The sequence below is a fragment of the Christensenella massiliensis genome, assembly GCF_040409835.1.
GTDB lineage: Bacteria > Bacillota > Clostridia > Christensenellales > Christensenellaceae > Christensenella > Christensenella massiliensis.
The window spans coordinates 1949801-1966668 of sequence record NZ_CP117826.1; the positions used below are offsets into that span (position 1 = coordinate 1949801).

Below are 16868 nucleotides of genomic sequence, written 5' to 3' on the forward strand. Positions count from 1 at the left end.
AAGGCCGCATACCGCGGTCTTTTTTTATGAAAGACTTTCCATTGGATGCGAATGATAGTACAATAATCAGGTAAAGAAAAATTGAAAAAGAGGAGAAGCTTGGATGAGTATCATTACGATCGTAGGAGCCGGGATGATGGGCTCCGCTATTGGGTTCCCGGCGAGCGACAACGGACATGAGATACGCCTTGTAGGAACTCCGCTCGACAGGGAGATCATCGAACATGCGCGCAGGACAGGCGAGCATCTGACGCTCCGCCGCAGGCTGCCGGAGCGGTTCCGGTATTATCAGATCGAAGAGCTTGATGAGGCGCTTGCAGGCGCGGAGCTTTTGGTGAGCGGCGTATCGAGCTTTGGGGTGGATTGGTTCCTTGAGGAAATATTGCCGGTGATCCAGGAAACGCTGCCTGTGCTTGCAGTGACGAAGGGCATGCAGGATACGGAGGACGGAGAGCTGATCCCCTATCCGCATCTTTATGCGAAAAAGCTGGACAGAAGGCTTTCTCTGAACGCGGTGGGCGGCCCGTGCACGAGCTATGAGCTGGCGGATCACGACCCGACGGAGGTATGCTTCTGCGGGGAGGATATGGAGGTCCTGCGGAGGATAAAAGCACTTTTTGAAACGAACTATTATCATGTAAGCCTTTCGACGGATGTGGTGGGCGTAGAATGCGCTGTCGCCATGAAAAATGCCTACGCGCTGGCAGTGACGCTGGCGGTCGGCCTTTCCGAGCGCACGGAGGGCGTTGGCGGCACACTGCATTATAATTCGCAGGCGGGGCTGTTCGGGCAGAGTGTGCGGGAAATGCGCAGGCTGCTCGCGCTTGTGGGCGGCGGAGAGGAAAACATCGTATATGGAGCGGGCGACCTGTATGTGACGGTATTTGGCGGACGTACGCGGCTGATCGGCACATTGCTTGGACGCGGTCTGAGCTTTGAGCGCGCGATGGAGGAGCTTGAGGGCGTAACGCTGGAATCCATCGTGATCGCCACGCGCACCGCGCGCGCGGTACGCAGGCTGATCGAGCTTGGCAGGGCAAAGGCGGAGGACTTCCCGCTGCTGCTGCATGTGGACGATATTATAAGCCGCGGCGCGCAGGTAGCCATTCCATGGAGCAGCTTTGAAACGGAGGAAACGCGCGCATAAAGGGGCGTACCCGCAAATGCGGTGCACGGTGCGGCGGTTTGTGAAGGATTATGAAAAGGAATCTTATTATTATCAATCTTGCGGCGGCGTTTCTATGGATGTCTATGTATTCCTATGTGCCGACGCTGCCCGCATACGCGGAATCGCTCGGCGCGACAGCCGCGATGATAGGAGCGATCGGCGGGGCGTATGGCGTGATGCAGATCGTGCTGCGCGTACCGCTCGGTATTCTATCGGATAAGATCGGCAGAGACAAGCTTCTGCTGCTGACAGGCTTTGTGATCCTTGCGGTCTCCGGCCTGATGTTTATTGTGGTAAAAGATACGTTTTGGGTCATGATGGCGCGCGGCGTGGGCGGCGCCGCCGCCGCATGGTGGGTTGTGATCAGCGCATCCTATGCGAAATATAACGACGAGGAAAAACAGGTGAAAGCGCAGGGCATCCTTAATGCGTCGTCCAACATGGGCAAGGTGGTCGCCGCGCTTGCAGGAGGGCTTTTAGCGCAGGCGTTCGGCCTGCATGCTCCTTTTTATTTCGCGTTTCTCGTGGCGCTCGTCGGCATTGGATGCATTTTGCTGTTCAAAACGCCGAAAGAGACGCAGAAGATCGTACCGCCCAGCGGGCGGGAGCTTGCGTCGCTGATGAAAAACAAGCATCTGCTTGGATTTTCGGTTCTTGCAGCCTTTTCACAGCTGCTGTGCTTTGCGATGCCAAGCTATTTCACGTCGGTAGCGGCGCAGAATCTTGGCGCTGATTCGGCGGAGCTCGGCATGCTGATGGTGGTCTATTTCCTCGCGACGAGCGTTGCCTCGCTTTTTGTGGGAACGAAGCTGTATAAAAAGATAGGCGGCAGCAAATGTGTGGCGATTTCGTTTGCGATCGGCGCGTTTTCCTGTATTCCCATGTTTTATCATATTGATCTTGCGGTGATCTATGTGATGCAGGCGCTTTCCGGGGTTTGTTATGGTATCACCTGCGGCGCGCTGGCGGGATTTGTTATAAAAGCGGTGGAGCCGCGGTACCGTTCGACGGCGACGGGGATATTGCAGTCTATTTTTGCGATCGGCATTTTTCTTGGACCGGTCATTGTGGGAAACGTGATCGAGGCGGCCTCGATCGACGCAGCCTATTGGGTGATCCTCGGGCTGACCGCGGTTGCCGCTGTGCTCAGCCTGTTCCTGATCCCGCGGGAATATGACCGGATGTAGGACAAAATATGGTTTGGAATACCCGGCGCAGGGTATTATTAAAACAGAATCCATATAAAACGGGAGGGGAATTTTATGAATCGTGATTCTTGGAAGTCAAGGGAAATGATACGCCTGATCCTGAGCATCGTTTTACTGATCATCGGTCTTATCCTGCTTGGTGCGCCGACGTTTGCCATGGAAGTGATCGTTGTGATCATTGGAGTCGTGGTGCTGGCGTACGGAGTGATACAGCTGCTCATCAATCTCTCAAAGAGGAATAAGGGAGACGCAAACGCAGGAGTCGCCGTTCCGGTGATCGCGATCATTATCGGCGTGCTGCTCATCATTTTCCGCGGCGGCGTCGCAAATGTAGTATTGCCGTTTATCATCGGCGTATGGGCGCTCGTTACGGGCATCATGAGCATGATAGAGGCGTCTCATGTGAAAGACTACAGCACGGGCGCATGGAAGGTGGCGCTCATCAGCGGACTTGCGGAATTGGCGCTTGGTATCATCATGATAGCGGGCATCATTGCAGGAGGCAACGCGCTTGGCATTCTGCTCGGCGTATGCCTGACGATCTATGGCATTATCAGTATTGTGGAATGGGGCATTATTGCCTCCTCAAAAAAATAACGGTACGCTGCAGAAACGGTGCTGCATGGCAAAATGCCATGCAGCATTTTTTATGCCAAAAACTCAACAGGGGCCGGAGGCAGGCGGCAAAGAGAGAAGCACGGCAAAGAAAACGGGCGGCAGGGGAGAAATACATATGATACAAGAATCTTGGGGGATTGTTTTTTGATGTTGCCGTTTGAGGAAAAAGCGGGGAAAATCGTGCTATAATACCGTTATCCGGTCTCCCTGAGCCGGAATGACAAACCAGTATTTTTTTACCGGCAGGCAAATAAAAATGAGCCGCGGCGGACTTTGCAGAGCGCCAATGCTTCGGAACGGAGGCCTATACCGGTTCCGGGCAAGGCGCAGCCTGTGCGCAGGCTGCGGCAAATATCAGCGAGGAGCAGCTTATGGACCGTTTTTTTTCCGTTTTACCGATCATTGCCCCTGTTTTTATCACGATTTTGCTGGGCTATTTTTCGAAACGTAAAGGCATCGTGTCGCCGGGCGGGATCAGCGGCTTAAAAGCGCTGGTCATGAATTTTTCCCTGCCTGCCGTCATTATCGGCGCGTTTTACCGGCTCGACGTTTCCACCGACATCCTTGTGATCGCAGTCATTGTTTTCTGTGCGGCTGTGACAGGATTTCTGACCGGCAAGCTGCTGAAAAAGCTCCTGCGCGTCCGGCAGGACGCTATGCCCTTTTTGATGACGACTGTTGAAACGGGCATGATCGGATATGGCCTCTATATCCTGCTGTTCTCACAGGAGAATTTTTCATGGTTTGCGATGGCGGACATTGGAGAAGCGGTCTTTGTTTTCACGCTGTACAGTATCCTGCTGAATATGCGGGTCGGAACCGGCGTAAAAAGCTCTCTGAAGGCGATGGTCAAGACGCCGATGATCTGGGCGACCGTCGTGGGCCTCGTTTTGGGGGCGACCGGACTTGGCCGCCTGCTCGATGCGTCTCCCGCCGGGCCGGCAATCGACGAGAGCCTCTCCTATATCGGCGCGCCGACCGGGATTTTGATGCTGTTTGTCGTCGGCTATGAGATGCAGCTTAACAGGCGGTATATCAAAAGCGGCCTTGCGGCGCTCGGATTGCGCGCAGGCATTATGGCGCTGCTGTGTTTTGCGGTGATCAATCTGGTATTTTTATTTATTCCATACAATGAATATCTGTTCTGGTCCTTTATTCTGATGTATTCGCTTCCCGCTACTTATCTGCTGCCGTTGTTTACCCGGGACGAGGAGGACAAGGCGTATATTGCTACGAGCTTGGCGCTTTATACGGTGTTCAGCGTCATCCTGTTTTCGGTCGTCGCCTATCTTGCGGCGCCGTGAAAGAGACAGCGCCGCGGCGTATGGCTTTGAACGACAAAGAAAGCTGCGCAAAGCGCATCTTCAGACTGCCGATAGCCTCTTATCTTATTACGGGCGCCCAATTTTTTCTAAGCTGTTGATTTGCGGACAAGGACGATATGCGCGTCCGCAGATTTGTTTATATGACGGTTTTATGACCGATCGCTTTGCGCACAGCAAAACCGCCGTGGGTCCGAAAAGGCGTCAGGCTGGGCGGCGGCGAGATTCTTTCACAAGTGACAGACGGGAGACCTGCTCTCTGCTATGCGTTTGCAAGCTCTTTTTTGTATTTGATGCAGAGGAACGCCATGACGGCGATGCCCGCGGCAAAGAGGACATACAAAAGGTTCATCGGGAGCAGAAGCCCGGTGGACTCGGCCAGCGCGCCGACGAATGCAGGCGCGATCATGCCGCCGATATTGAATGAGAAGACGGCAAGGGAAGCAGCCGACGCTTTGCGCGTCGGGAACAGGGCAGTCGAGATCATGATGACGGATACAACGTTGAGCGCGCAGAACATACCGCCCAGCACGGTAAGCACCATCGATACGGGCGCGACAGGGATGTTGGTCGCGCCGAACATGCAGGCCACGCTGACGATGCTGAACAGCACATAGACGCGCTGCGGCTGGAGCTTACGGAACACGAGCGGGCCGAACAGACGCATGATGAGCGTGCCTGCATAATAGAGCGTGAGCATGAGAGCGGCATTGTCTACGGAAAAACCGCGCACAGTTGTAAAGAAAGCGGGATACCACGCCGCCATGGCGGTGGAAAAGCAGGAGAACAGGCTGCAGCTTATGAGAATGATCCATGATTTAGGGGATTTGAAGATCTCCGCCGGATTTTCTTTGGCCTTTTGCGCGATCACAGAAAGGTCTACAGCAGCGAGCGCCGGCTTCACCCGCTTGACGGCGATGAGATAAACGAGCGCCGAGCCAAGGGAGAGGATACCTACGAACAGAAATGGGACCACAAAGCTATGCGGATCTCCGGGCGTGAGCATCGCAGCCATCATGACCGGACCGACCATCGTGCCTGCGCCAAAAAAAATCTGAATCAGAGGGAGCAGCGTTTTGCTCTTTTCCGGGAAATATTCCGTGACGGTGGACTGCCCCATGACGTCGATGACCGTATATCCGGCGCCCGCGACAAGTGCGCCCACGCAGACGAGCAGATAGGGCGGGGCAAATCCGACGAGCGTCGTTGCGGCACCGAGCATCAGAATGCCGCCGGCGATCACCCACGGCTTAAAAAAGCGTTCCCCGAACAGCGCACAGAAGAGCGCGGCAGCGATACCGCCGATACTGCATACGAGGGTGAACACACCCTGCGCACTCGTTCCGATCGCATAAAAATCCATCATGGTGGTGGAAAGCGTACCGAACAGTACGACATACAGGGCATAGCAAACAAAGGCTATGAGCAGGATAACGGTAAAAAACTGCGTTGATCTTTGCTGTTTCATGAAAATAATCTCCGTATCATTCCAAAAATAGACCGATCCTATGAAAACGTCCTGCTTCTATTATACTTCCGGGGAACGTCTTTGTCATTGATTTCTTCCAAGGAATCGTTTATGATAATGACAAAACAAACGGCGGGAGCCGGAGCAAAAGGAGGGGAACAGTATGAAAAATCTGACGGATGCATTCATTTTGAAAAATGGCGTGCGCATTCCGTGCGTAGGGTTCGGCACATGGCAGACGCCCGACGGGGAAACGGCAGTGCAGGCTGTTTTGGCGGCGCTCGCGGACGGGTACCGGCATATCGACACTGCGGCGGTCTATGGGAACGAAAAGAGCGTAGGCAGGGCGATCGCACAGGCGGGCGTGCCCCGGGAGGAGCTGTTTGTGACAAGCAAGCTGTGGAATGACGAGCATGGCTACGACAGCACGCTGCGCGCGTTCGACAAAACGGCGGCGGACCTTGGTCTCGATCATCTTGACCTATATTTGATCCATTGGCCTGTTCCGGCCAGATTCAAGGACGAATGGCAGGAAAAGAATGCGCAGACGTGGCGCGCGTTTGAAAGGCTGTACCGGGAGGGGCGCGTCCGCGCGATCGGGATCAGCAACTTTTTGCCGCATCATGTGGAGGAGCTGAAGAAAACGGCGGAGATCATGCCGATGGTAAACCAGATCGAATATCATCCCGGACTGATGCAGACGGAGATCGTGGAATATTCGCAGCAGGAGGGAATGCTCGTCGAGGCATACAGCCCGCTCGGAACAGGGAAAATGCTCGGTAATGAAATGCTGAACAAGACAGCGGAGCGGTATGGAAAATCCGCCGCGCAGCTGTGCATCCGCTGGGCGCTGCAAAACGGCGTACTGCCGCTGCCGAAATCGGTAACGCCCGCGCGTATTGCGGAGAATGCGGATGTGTTCGATTTTGAGATATCTGCGGAGGATATGGCCGCGATAAATAAGATGACGGACCCGGACGGGCCGACCTACGACCCGGATGATTTTCCACTGTAGAAAAGGGCTGGGGGAGACGGCCGCGAAAAGCTCATGAACGCGGCCGTACTGATAGAGAAAGACGTTGATCCGCCGCCGTTCAGAGGCAAAGCGGAGCGGTAACCTGAAAGAACGGCAACCGCGGGATTTGGGAAAAATATGTGCGGCGCGGCAAGGACGCGCGCGGAAAGCGGGAGGCTGGGAGCAGTCTCCTGTTTTTTATTGCAGAAAAATTCAGGAGGCCTGTAACATTTGGGGGCGCGGATTCGTCTAATATAACAGAAAGCGGAACAAAGCGGCTTTACCGGCCCGTCCGGACAGGCCGCGCGTCTGCGGGAAGTGTAAATTATTTATGACATGAGGAGTTATGGACATGGAACAAAAAGCGGAAAAAAGAAATATCCGGCGCATTGCCGCCGTGGGTATGGTGCTCGTGATCGCAGCGGCACTGCTGCTTGGGAGCGCGCCTGCGCAGGCGGCAGGCGGGCTTGTGATGAGCACGGACTACCCGGGTGTGACGGCAAAGGCGGGCGAGGAGGTAGCTTTCCCGCTCGAGCTGGACAGTACGACAGGCGCGTCGCTTAACACGGCGCTGTCCGTTGCGTCGCTCCCGGAGGGCTGGACGGGATATTTTGAGGGGAACGGCAGCCAGATAAGCAGGGTGTTTGTTAAGGGGAACGATGCAGGCGGAGAATCGGCGGCTGCTACCTTTCATCTGACGATACCGGAGGACACGCCGGAGGGAACCTATGATGTGCTGCTGACAGGAGACGCAGGCAGCGGAGCGGCCGATACGCTTCAGCTTCAAATAAACGTCAGCGCTGAGGAGGTGGCGCAGGGGCAATTCGTCTCCCAGTATTCGGAGCTGCAGGGGCCGGCAAGCGCAACGTTTAATTTTAGCGCGACCCTTTCCAACAACAGCGGAAGCGAGCAGGCCTACAGCCTTGCGGCGCAGGCCCCTGAGGGCTGGCAGGTGACGTTCGCGCCGTCGGGTGAAAGCAGCCAGATCGCGAGCCTTACGCTGGGAGCGGGCGAAAGCCAAGGGCTGGATATTTCCGTAACGCCGGCGGCAAACGTAACAGCGGGAGAATATACGATACCGTGTATCGCGGCATCGGGCGGAGAAACGCTTACCGCTGAATTGAAGGTGATTATTACCGGAACTTACGGCCTGCAGGTATCCACGCCGAGCGGGAATCTTTCGGTAGACAGCTATGCGGGCAGCGAAACGGCTGTAACGCTCAGCATCACGAACACGGGCAGCGCAGAGCTGCAGAATGTGGCCCTGACCTCAACTGCGCCGGATGGTTGGTCGGTACGGTTTGACAGCGCGGCGATCGATTCCATCCCAGCAGGAGAGACGCGGGAAGTGACGGCCTATATCACGAGCAGCACGGACGCGCTTTCCGGCGATTATGTTACGCAGATCACCGCGACGGCAAACGAAACGACGGCGAGCGCCGAATTCCGCGTAGCGGTCAAAACGCAGACGGTGTGGGGGATCGTCGGCGCGGTCATCATCGTGATATTGGCGTATGCGGTATACCGGATATTCCGTAAATATGGGAGAAGATGACCATGCGGGAAACGATCATAAGGACGGCCGGGCTCACCAAGCGGTATGGAGAAAACAAGGCCGTAGACGGGCTTGAGCTGGAGATAGAAAAAGGAGAGGTATTCGGACTTTTGGGCCCGAACGGAGCAGGAAAGACGACGACGATCCTGATGCTGATGGGGCTTTCCGAGCCATCAGCGGGCAAGGCGGAGATCGGCGGATACGACTGCACGAGGGAAGCGATAGCCGTGAAGCGTATCGTAGGTTATCTGCCGGACAACGTCGGCTTTTACGGCGAGATGACGGGCCGGGAAAACCTGCGCTTTGTAGGCGAACTGAACGCCCTGACGAAAGAGGAGACCGACAAGCGGATAGAAGCTCTGCTTGCGCGCGTCGGCATGACGGACGCAGCAGACCAGAGAGCGGGGACCTATTCGCGCGGCATGCGGCAGAGGCTTGGGATCGCGGCGGTATTGATGAAAGACCCGCAGGTCGTCATTTTAGACGAACCGACGCTGGGCATCGACCCGGAGGGCGTGCATGAGCTGATCGGGCTGATACGCGAGCTTGCCGAGCAGGACGGGAGGACTGTGCTGGTCTCGTCGCACCAGCTTTATCAGGTGCAGCAGATCTGCGACCGGGTAGGCATTTTCGTGAAAGGCAGGCTGGTTGCGGCGGGCACGGTGGAGGAGCTTGGGAAGCGGCTGGAGGCGCGGGAATGGACGCTGGAGCTCGGCGCACAGCCGGACGGCGCCGGGCTGAAAAAGCTGCTTGGGGAGCTTGACGGCGTAAAACGCCTTGAGCGGAAAGGAGACGGCTGGACGGTCTGCTCGGAGCGGGATATCCGCAGGGCGCTTTTGGATGCGCTGGCACACGGGGGCTATGATCTGATGTACCTGCGCCCGTGCGGAGGCGACCTTGACGAGATATACCGCCGGTATTTTGCACAGGAGGAGGCGGTATGATGGAAGCGGCAATGAAAAGCGGACGGGAGGCCGTACGGAAGAAAAAAATAGGTCCGGGGCCGGAGCTGGCCGCCTTATATAAAAAGGAGCTGACAGACCACATCCGCAGCAAGCGGTTTCTGATCATTCTGGCGCTGATCGCCGTAACGGCGGTGGGCAGCCTTTACGGAGCGCTGTCGGGCATGCAGGAGGCGGTGTCTTCCTCGGAGACGGAAATAGAATTTGTGTTCCTGAGGCTGTTCACAACAAGCGGCGACGGGATACCGTCCTTTGTTTCCTTTATTTCCCTGCTGGGTCCGCTCGTCGGCCTTACGCTGGGCTTTGACGCAATAAACGGCGAGCGTTCGCGCGGAACGCTGAATCTGCTGATTGCACAGCCGATCCACCGGGATGCAGTGATAAACGGGAAATTTCTCGCGGGGCTGACCGTGATCGCGGGGATGGTGTGCGCTCTGGGACTGCTGATCAGCGGGATCGGACTGATCGCGACGGGCGTGCCGCCGACGGGGGAGGAGCTTCTGCGGCTCGCCGTGTTCCTGCTGGTGACGATCGTTTATATCGCGTTTTGGCTGGGACTGTCTATATTGTTTTCAGCATTGTGCCGACACACCGCAACGTCGGCAATGGCGGTGATCGCCCTGTGGCTGCTTTTTGCCATTTTCCTGAGCATGCTTGCGGATATCATCGCGAACGCGCTGTTCCCCGTTACGGAAACGTCGCGCGCCTCGGCGCTGATCGACAACTATACGTGCAGCCAAGCAATCAACCATATATCGCCAGCTTATCTTTACAGCGAGGCGGTATCGGCCGTGATGGACCCGAGCGTGCGGGCGATGGGGCTGGTGATGCAGTCCCAGCTTTCGGGCGCGGTGGTCGGGCCGCTGGACCTTGACCAGAGCCTGCTGCTCGTCTGGCAGAACTTGACAGGACTTATTGCATTGACTATGCTTAGTTTTGTAGCATCCTATGTATGCTTTATGCGGCAGGAGGTAAGAGCGGGGTAACGAATGGACACGGCTGAGGCAAGGGCTGTTCCGGAGCAGGAATGGAGCAGCCGGGAGGAAGCGCTTGATTACCTGATGCGGAGATATGGGCAGGAGGTAATGAAGCTGGCATATTACCATGTGCGCGACAGGTATCTTGCTGAGGATATCATGCAGGATACCTTTTGCCGCGTTTACCAAAAAATGGACGGCTTCCGGAAAGACAGCTCTTATTATACGTGGATATTCCAAATCGCGGTGAACCTGTGCCGCGACCACCGGAAATCGGCTTACCGGCGCAGGGTGTGCTTAAAGGATATGGGGGAACGGAGCGGATATGACGACGCGCGCCTTTTTGAAGAGGTGGAAGGCGGAGAGGTATTTGCACGGGTGATGGACCTTCCCGAAAAATACCGGACGGTCGTGGCGCTGTTCTATTTTGAGGATATGACCACGGGCAGGATCGCGCAGGTGCTCGGGCTCAGGGAAAACGCCGTAAGGACGAGACTCAGCAGGGCAAGGGAAAAGCTGCGCGGGCTATTGGAGGGCCTTGCGAATGAATGACGGAAAGCTGGATAAATATCTGAAACAGGCCAAAGGCGAGGCGCAGGAGTTTTTTTCGCATGCAGACCCGGAGGTCCTGCGCAAAATGGTGCATAAGCGGCTTGAGGGAGGAGCGGAAAAGGACGCGCCGCCCCGGAAAGGGCGTGGGCGTTTATGGAAGCTGGGCGCGGCCTGTGCCGCCGCCGTACTGGTATGCGTACTCGGCGCAGGATGGTTTGCGCATGGTTTTTCGGACAGGGGTGCGGCGGAAACCGGGCAGATCAGCCAGCCGGTGATATTCGAGAGCGGCTCGGACGGAGTCTATCAGGTGGGGTATTACCCCGTAACGACGGGAACAGACGGCGCGCCGGCGCTTGCCGCCATTTTCTGGCAGGACGAGGCGGAGAAAAAGCATATCGTATACAGCAGTATTTTTGAAGAGAGCGACACGCCATACCCCGTTATGATATTGGATCTCCCGGGAACGGCCGAAGAAAAGATGATCCTGATATCCTCCGGCGCCGAGGGCGAGGATTATCTGCATTACAGACTGGTGCGGCTGAGCGCGGGGCAGGCCTCAGACGCATGGGTACAGGATTTTGTGCCCGGCGGGGAAGTGGGACTTTGGAATGGAATGGTCGTTGTGCGGCAGGACCGGGAACAGGCCGGCGGAGCGAGCCTATATCTTGTACCCTATGCCATGGAGGGAAACGGAACGATCGTTTTGCCTGTGCAGCATTTGGATATGAAGGTGGGCGACAGGCTTGTGCTGATCGGCGCGCAGCCGGAAAAGACAGCCGATATCATACCGGAGGATGGGCTTTTCCAGAAAGCGGAGGACACGCCGGAGGGCGAGAACATCTTATTCACAGCGGGACACGCCGGCGAAGAAAGGATCGCTCTGCGGTATGAGGCGAATCAAACCGTTTTGCAGGTAAACGTAAGGGAATGACAAAAAGGCCGGGAGAGGGCCTTTTTTGTTTTACCGTGTGGATATTTATGTTAGAATAAAGGCACGGAGGATATTCCTATGAAAAAACGGTTGCGTATCACGGCCCTTGCGGCTGCAGTCCTGCTTTTGGCGGCGCTTGTAAGCGGCTGCAGTCTTGCGCGTACAGCCATTCTGGAGCTGCGGGATGAAATGCGGAGCGCACAGGAAACGGCGTCTTTTTCTCCGCAGCCGTTCCCATCGCTTGATCCGCAGGAGACGGAGGCCGTGCCTTTTTCCGAAATCGAGTATGTACGGCCGGATGCAGATGCGGACGCTGCGCGGCTGTATGAGCTGGCAGACGCGGTGTATGCGTGCGGGGATGCGCAGGAGCTGAAGTCCTTATTCGAGGAAGGCGAAGCGCTCTACCGGAATTATACTACGATGATGACGCTTGCCTCGGTCATGAGCACGATGGACCTTACCAGTGAAAAATGGACGGAGGAAGAGGCGTATACTGCGCAGGGCTTTGCTGCGGTCGATATGGCGTATGAGGATTATTATGTGGCGCTGTATCATTCCCCGTTCCGGGAAGAGATCGAGCAGAGCTGGCAGCCGGGATATTTTGATGATATCGCATGGGACGAGGACTGGTATGCGGGGGGAGCGCAGGCGCTTTATGAACGGGAAGCGGCGCTGCTTTCCGAATATGCGCAGGAACGCGCGGCCGCTGCGGTGCTGTGGAACGGGCAGGAGCTTTCCTATGACGATATCGGCATGATAGAGGATCTGGATGAATATTACGCGGCGCTCGCCGCGTGGCACGAGGCGTGCGCGCCCGGTTTGGAGGAGATCTATACGGAGCTCGTCCGAACGCGGATGCAGCTTGCAGGGGCGCTTGGGTTTGAAAGCTATACGGAGATGGTGTTCGCGCAGAACCATGCCGACTATACGCCTGAAATGATGGCGGATATGACGGACGAGATCGTGGAGCATTTGGTTCCGGTCTATGAGGAAACATTCGGCTACCTGACCGATGCGGAGGCGGAGTATGAGCCGTGGGCTGATTTTGTGCAGGAGACGCTTTACGGCATAGACGAAGCCCTTGGGGAGAATTTCCGGCTTATGCGGGAATATGGCCTTATCGACTGGGAGCCGCGGAGGGGAAAGACCGCGGGGGCATATACGACCTATTTGGAAAGCTACCGTTCGCCGTTCGTGCTGATGTCGTATACCGGAGATGAATACAGCCGGGGAACACTGATCCATGAATTCGGACATTTCAACAATTATCTGGAGATGGGAACGATTGCAGAGGCGACGGACGTCTCGGAGATCTATTCCCAAGGACTGGAGCTTTTCGTGTCGAACCACTATGACGAATATTTTGGAGAAGAGACGGGATATGAGCTGCGTTACAACGCGCTGGCAGACAAGCTGAACGCATTTGTCCAGCAGACCTATTATACGGCGGTAGAACAGGAGGTCTATTCCCTCGCGGAGGAGGAGGTCACGCCTGCGGCGGTCGAGGATATCGCAGCGCGGCAGGCAGAGCGGTTCGGACTTACCGATATTTTTTATGAGGACCTGTACCGGTATGACTGGGTATCCGTACCGCATATCTATGAATCTCCTTATTATACGTTTGCCTACGCGACGTCGGCGGATATCGCCGTGCAGCTGTGGGAGATATCCGTGACAGACGAGCAGAAAGCGGTAGACATCTATGAAGCGCTCGTCCGGCGGGAAGAAAGTACAGATTTTATAGAAAATGTGAAAGCGGCAGGACTTGCAAGCCCGTTCGACGAAGGAGAGATACAGCGTATGGCAGAGCTGTTTCGGACCTATTTATCGGAAGACGGGGCGGGGAGTCCGCTCATGGATGCGGCTTGATATGTCCTGAGGCGGCTTTTTCATGTTTCCGGCCGGAAAAGAAGTGTATCTTTACAGTAAGAAGAACCGGCGGGCCACGGATAATCGAACGTCACGAACCGCGTATCGCTGCAGCTTACCGGTTTTTCGATATCATGTGAGAGACGCTTTATAGGAAAGCGATGGAAAAAGGCAGAAAGAAGATAGACAAGGCACCGCCTAACGTACATCGGGCTGCGGGAAGGGCGGATCATGCCGTACAGCATAAAGCATCAAGATAAACTGCCGGCAATCAAAAACCGTCTGCACGCAAAATTACGGGCAGGCGGTTTTTGATTGCTGGGCGCGCCGTATTTCTATTGCAAAAACGGAACGGCCCGCTATAATAAGAAAGGAGGCTTTTATGGGCAATGGAAAGACAAACGCAATGCGGATATTGGACCGCGCGGGAATTCCGTATAAAACGCATTCCTATGAAGCGGGAGACGGGCCTGTAGACGGCGTGACCGTTGCGAAAAAACTGGGGATCGCGCCGGAGCGGGTCTATAAAACGCTGGTGACGCAGGGCGCGGACCGGCAGTATTTTGTGTTTGTGATCCCGGTGGAACGGGAGCTTGATTTGAAAAAAGCGGCGCGCGCCGTTGGAGAGAAGAATGTGGAAATGATCCCGGTGAAAGACATCAATAAGGTTACGGGATATATCCGCGGGGGGTGTTCGCCCATTGGAATGAAAAAAGCGTATGGCACAGTCGTTGACTGTTCCTGCGAGGCGCTTGCGGAGATGCTTGTGAGCGCGGGCAGGATTGGCTGGCAGATCGAGCTCGCGCCAAAGGACCTGATCGCTGCGGCGCAGGCACAGACGGCTGAGCTGGTACGGGAATGACCGTTTGACAAAAGGAATGCAGACATGATGAATGTAAGGCAATTGCAGGAATATTTGAACAAGAGCAAGGCTGTTTTTGAGCTGAAGGAGCATGACGAACCGCTGAAAAATGCAAAGGACGCGGTAAATTATTTTGATGCGGAGCTTGTAGCCGCCGTTTATGTGATCCATACGGAGCGGGGGCTTGCCGCAATGATTGTAAATGCGGAGCGGGACAAAATGGATACGGAATCCATCAACTATGTGCTCGGATATAAGGTGAAAGGGATGGCGGACCCGAAGCTCGTCCGGCAGGCGACGGGCTATGACGCGGGCTTTATGCCCCTCATTGGACACGGTCTTCCGATCCTGTTCGACAAAGGGCTTACTATCCACGACTATATCTATGGAAGCACAGGCGATCCGCGCTATACGGTGAAGCTGCGTCCGGAGGATGTGATACGCTTAAGTGAGATGCTGGCGTTCATCGAATAAAGAGGAAAAAAGAGGAAGAGCGGACTCCGTAGGAGGGCCGTTTTTTTTATGCCTCGGTCTTGACAGAAAAAAAGGCGCTATGCTAAAATTGGTCTGAAAACGGACTAATTGGAGGAGCGTATGGAGTGGGTCAAAAAACAGCACCGACTGTATGATGTGCTTTGGCGGGAGACGAATGCGATTTATGAGGCATGGGCAAAGCGGCGCGGCCTGTCTTACTGTGAACTGTTTGTTTTCCTGTCGCTTTCCGAAAGGGGCGAATGTACTCAAAAGAAAATATGTGAGCAGTGGCAGCTGCCAAAGCAGACGGTAAACACGATCGTGAAGGGCTTGATGGAGCGTGGCACGGTAGTTTTAGAGACGCTGCAGGAGGACAGGAGGAACAAGGCGGTCCTGCTTACTGCGGAGGGGCGCGCATACGTAGGGCAAATCGTAAATGAGCTGTATGCGCATGAATATTCCGTTTTAGAGCGAATGGGAAGAGAGCGTGCGGAGGCGCTCATGGAAAACATGGCGTTTTACAACAGACTGCTTCGGGAGGTGGAATAAAATGAACGCACGCAGGGAGTTTTTCCGGTATGTGATCCCGTCGATGCTTGCATTTGCGCTTTCAGGCGTATACGCAATCGCAGACGGATTTTTTGTGGGAAATGCGCTGGGCGACAGCGCGCTTGCTGCGATCAATATCGCGTTTCCGCTGACGGCATTCTTGCAGGCAGTCGGAACGGGGATCGGCATGGGCGGCGCGATCCAGTATGCGATCAGCAAGGGAGAAGGGAATGAACTGCGCGCACGGCGTTATTTCGGAACGGCGTTTTTTGCCTTGCTCCTTTCCGGCGCGCTGCTTACGGCGGTGTTTTTACTGGCGGCGCCCTCTGCGCTGCATTTTTTAGGCGCTTCCGGCGAGATTTTGTCTTTGGCAAGGGAATATATTTTATATATCTCTTACGGCGCTGTGTTCCAGATCCTTGGAACGGGGCTCGTGCCGTTTATTCGGAATATGGGAAGCGCGACCTTTGCCATGGCTGCGATGATCGTCGGGTTCCTTACGAATATCCTGCTGGACTATCTGTTCGTATGGGTATTTCCGTGGGGAATGATGGGCGCCGCCGTCGCGACAGCGATCGGGCAGGCTATGACTTTTTTGGCCTGCATGGTATTCTTCCTTGTGAAGCGGCAGAAGCCGCTGTTCCAATTCGGACGGGCAGGCCTATCGAAATTAAAGACGATCCTTGCGGTAGGGCTTTCCCCGTTTGGGCTGACCTTTTCACCAAACCTTACGCTGATCCTCGTGAACAGAAGCGCGGCGGCGGTGGGGGGCGACCCGGCAGTCACCTGCTATGCGACAGTGAGCTATATCTCCTGTGTTGTTCTTCTGCTTCTTCAGGGCGTGAGCGACGGCAGCCAGCCGCTTTTGAGCCTGTCCTATGGGCAGGGAAAGCTGAAAAAGACGAAAGCGGTCTTGGGAACGGCTTACCGGTTCGCGCTGCTCGTTGCGGTGTGCAGCATGACGGTGCTGTTTTTCGTGCGGGAACAGATGGCGGCGCTGTTCGGCGCATCCGAACAGGTCGTACAAAATGTGGCGCAGATCTTACCGGTTTTTCTGGCGGGCTACGTGTTTGCCGCCGTATCGAGGATAACGACGGCTTATTGCTACGCAACGTGCAAAAACGCATGGGCATATCTGCTGATTTATGGAGAACCGGTATGCTTGTTCCTGCTTTTACTGTTCCTGCCGGGCCTGCTTGGAATTTATGGCACATGGGCCGCCGTTCCTATCTCGCAGGCGGCTGCGATGGGGCTGAGTATTGCTTTCTTGGTAAAACAGCGCAGGGATGAGCGAACAGACAAAAAATATTTGGAATAAGAGCGGTTTGCGATAGGAAA

At 55.5% G+C, this 16868-nt stretch carries 16 protein-coding genes; 15 read left to right on the plus strand and 1 reads right to left on the minus strand.

Annotated elements, in window-relative coordinates:
• Window positions 1-103 precede the first annotated feature (103 nt).
• The 4 genes from PUP29_RS09465 to PUP29_RS09480 all read left to right on the plus strand — a co-directional run bounded on the left by PUP29_RS09465 (window position 104) and on the right by PUP29_RS09480 (window position 4298).
• The gene (locus PUP29_RS09465) at window positions 104-1147 is read left to right on the plus strand and encodes a glycerol-3-phosphate dehydrogenase (protein ID WP_079546160.1); all 1044 of its coding nucleotides are present in this window, start codon (window positions 104-106) and stop codon (window positions 1145-1147) included.
• A gap of 50 nt (window positions 1148-1197) precedes the next feature.
• Window positions 1198-2355 (plus strand): MFS transporter, encoded by a 1158-nt coding sequence (locus PUP29_RS09470; RefSeq protein WP_079546159.1) that lies wholly within the window; start codon window positions 1198-1200, stop codon window positions 2353-2355.
• A gap of 75 nt (window positions 2356-2430) precedes the next feature.
• Window positions 2431-2973: a DUF308 domain-containing protein gene (locus PUP29_RS09475; protein WP_079546158.1), complete on the plus strand. Its 543-nt coding sequence runs from the start codon at window positions 2431-2433 to the stop codon at window positions 2971-2973.
• A gap of 392 nt (window positions 2974-3365) precedes the next feature.
• A complete protein-coding gene (locus PUP29_RS09480) occupies window positions 3366-4298 on the plus strand; it encodes an AEC family transporter (protein ID WP_079546157.1) in 933 nt (310 codons plus the stop codon).
• 280 nt (window positions 4299-4578) lie between these two features.
• Here PUP29_RS09480 and PUP29_RS09485 read toward each other — a convergent pair whose 3' ends face one another.
• Window positions 4579-5784, minus strand: coding sequence for an MFS transporter (locus PUP29_RS09485; RefSeq protein WP_353423151.1), 1206 nt, complete (start codon window positions 5782-5784; stop codon window positions 4579-4581).
• Window positions 5785-5947: 163 nt separating this feature from the next.
• On the opposite strand from PUP29_RS09485, the gene PUP29_RS09490 reads away from it, so the two are divergent.
• From PUP29_RS09490 to PUP29_RS09540, 11 genes are all read left to right on the plus strand, one after another.
• Window positions 5948-6799, plus strand: a complete 852-nt coding sequence (locus tag PUP29_RS09490) for an aldo/keto reductase (protein WP_353423153.1) — start codon at window positions 5948-5950, stop codon at window positions 6797-6799.
• A 352-nt stretch (window positions 6800-7151) separates the two neighbouring features.
• Window positions 7152-8354 (plus strand): NEW3 domain-containing protein, encoded by a 1203-nt coding sequence (locus PUP29_RS09495; RefSeq protein ID WP_353423154.1) that lies wholly within the window; start codon window positions 7152-7154, stop codon window positions 8352-8354.
• Between the two features lie 2 nt (window positions 8355-8356).
• Window positions 8357-9298 (plus strand): ABC transporter ATP-binding protein, encoded by a 942-nt coding sequence (locus tag PUP29_RS09500; protein ID WP_079546152.1) that lies wholly within the window; start codon window positions 8357-8359, stop codon window positions 9296-9298.
• Window positions 9295-10302 (plus strand): ABC transporter permease, encoded by a 1008-nt coding sequence (locus PUP29_RS09505; RefSeq protein ID WP_079546151.1) that lies wholly within the window; start codon window positions 9295-9297, stop codon window positions 10300-10302. The genes PUP29_RS09500 and PUP29_RS09505 overlap by 4 nt, the downstream gene beginning before the upstream one ends.
• A 3-nt stretch (window positions 10303-10305) precedes the next feature.
• Window positions 10306-10845 carry a sigma-70 family RNA polymerase sigma factor gene (locus PUP29_RS09510; RefSeq protein WP_079546150.1) on the plus strand — a complete coding sequence of 180 codons (540 nt, stop codon included), beginning with the start codon at window positions 10306-10308 and terminating at the stop codon, window positions 10843-10845.
• Window positions 10838-11776 carry a hypothetical protein gene (locus tag PUP29_RS09515; RefSeq protein WP_079546149.1) on the plus strand — a complete coding sequence of 313 codons (939 nt, stop codon included), beginning with the start codon at window positions 10838-10840 and terminating at the stop codon, window positions 11774-11776. The genes PUP29_RS09510 and PUP29_RS09515 overlap by 8 nt, the downstream gene beginning before the upstream one ends.
• Before the next feature lie 78 nt (window positions 11777-11854).
• Window positions 11855-13645 (plus strand): M3 family metallopeptidase, encoded by a 1791-nt coding sequence (locus PUP29_RS09520; RefSeq protein WP_079546148.1) that lies wholly within the window; start codon window positions 11855-11857, stop codon window positions 13643-13645.
• 382 nt (window positions 13646-14027) lie between these two features.
• Entirely contained in the window at window positions 14028-14507 is a 480-nt protein-coding gene (ybaK, locus tag PUP29_RS09525) for a Cys-tRNA(Pro) deacylase (protein WP_079546147.1), read from the plus strand.
• Window positions 14508-14531: 24 nt separating this feature from the next.
• Window positions 14532-14981 carry an aminoacyl-tRNA deacylase gene (locus PUP29_RS09530; RefSeq protein ID WP_079546146.1) on the plus strand — a complete coding sequence of 150 codons (450 nt, stop codon included), beginning with the start codon at window positions 14532-14534 and terminating at the stop codon, window positions 14979-14981.
• A gap of 120 nt (window positions 14982-15101) precedes the next feature.
• Window positions 15102-15530: a MarR family winged helix-turn-helix transcriptional regulator gene (locus tag PUP29_RS09535; protein WP_079546145.1), complete on the plus strand. Its 429-nt coding sequence runs from the start codon at window positions 15102-15104 to the stop codon at window positions 15528-15530.
• A gap of 1 nt (window position 15531) precedes the next feature.
• A complete protein-coding gene (locus PUP29_RS09540; protein WP_079546144.1) occupies window positions 15532-16848 on the plus strand; it encodes an MATE family efflux transporter in 1317 nt (438 codons plus the stop codon).
• The last annotated feature ends 20 nt before the right edge of the window (window positions 16849-16868 follow it).

Excerpts from the sequence above, each read along its gene's own strand:
- PUP29_RS09465 (WP_079546160.1), top strand. The coding sequence starts at position 104 with ATGAGTATCATTACGATCGTAGGAGCCGGGATGATGGGCTCCGCTATT.
- PUP29_RS09470 (WP_079546159.1), top strand. The coding sequence starts at position 1,198 with ATGAAAAGGAATCTTATTATTATCAATCTTGCGGCGGCGTTTCTATGG.
- PUP29_RS09475 (WP_079546158.1), top strand. The coding sequence starts at position 2,431 with ATGAATCGTGATTCTTGGAAGTCAAGGGAAATGATACGCCTGATCCTG.
- PUP29_RS09480 (WP_079546157.1), top strand. The coding sequence starts at position 3,366 with ATGGACCGTTTTTTTTCCGTTTTACCGATCATTGCCCCTGTTTTTATC.
- PUP29_RS09485 (WP_353423151.1), bottom strand. The coding sequence starts at position 5,784 with ATGAAACAGCAAAGATCAACGCAGTTTTTTACCGTTATCCTGCTCATA.
- PUP29_RS09490 (WP_353423153.1), top strand. The coding sequence starts at position 5,948 with ATGAAAAATCTGACGGATGCATTCATTTTGAAAAATGGCGTGCGCATT.
- PUP29_RS09495 (WP_353423154.1), top strand. The coding sequence starts at position 7,152 with ATGGAACAAAAAGCGGAAAAAAGAAATATCCGGCGCATTGCCGCCGTG.
- PUP29_RS09500 (WP_079546152.1), top strand. The coding sequence starts at position 8,357 with ATGCGGGAAACGATCATAAGGACGGCCGGGCTCACCAAGCGGTATGGA.
- PUP29_RS09505 (WP_079546151.1), top strand. The coding sequence starts at position 9,295 with ATGATGGAAGCGGCAATGAAAAGCGGACGGGAGGCCGTACGGAAGAAA.
- PUP29_RS09510 (WP_079546150.1), top strand. The coding sequence starts at position 10,306 with ATGGACACGGCTGAGGCAAGGGCTGTTCCGGAGCAGGAATGGAGCAGC.
- PUP29_RS09515 (WP_079546149.1), top strand. The coding sequence starts at position 10,838 with ATGAATGACGGAAAGCTGGATAAATATCTGAAACAGGCCAAAGGCGAG.
- PUP29_RS09520 (WP_079546148.1), top strand. The coding sequence starts at position 11,855 with ATGAAAAAACGGTTGCGTATCACGGCCCTTGCGGCTGCAGTCCTGCTT.
- ybaK (WP_079546147.1), top strand. The coding sequence starts at position 14,028 with ATGGGCAATGGAAAGACAAACGCAATGCGGATATTGGACCGCGCGGGA.
- PUP29_RS09530 (WP_079546146.1), top strand. The coding sequence starts at position 14,532 with ATGATGAATGTAAGGCAATTGCAGGAATATTTGAACAAGAGCAAGGCT.
- PUP29_RS09535 (WP_079546145.1), top strand. The coding sequence starts at position 15,102 with ATGGAGTGGGTCAAAAAACAGCACCGACTGTATGATGTGCTTTGGCGG.
- PUP29_RS09540 (WP_079546144.1), top strand. The coding sequence starts at position 15,532 with ATGAACGCACGCAGGGAGTTTTTCCGGTATGTGATCCCGTCGATGCTT.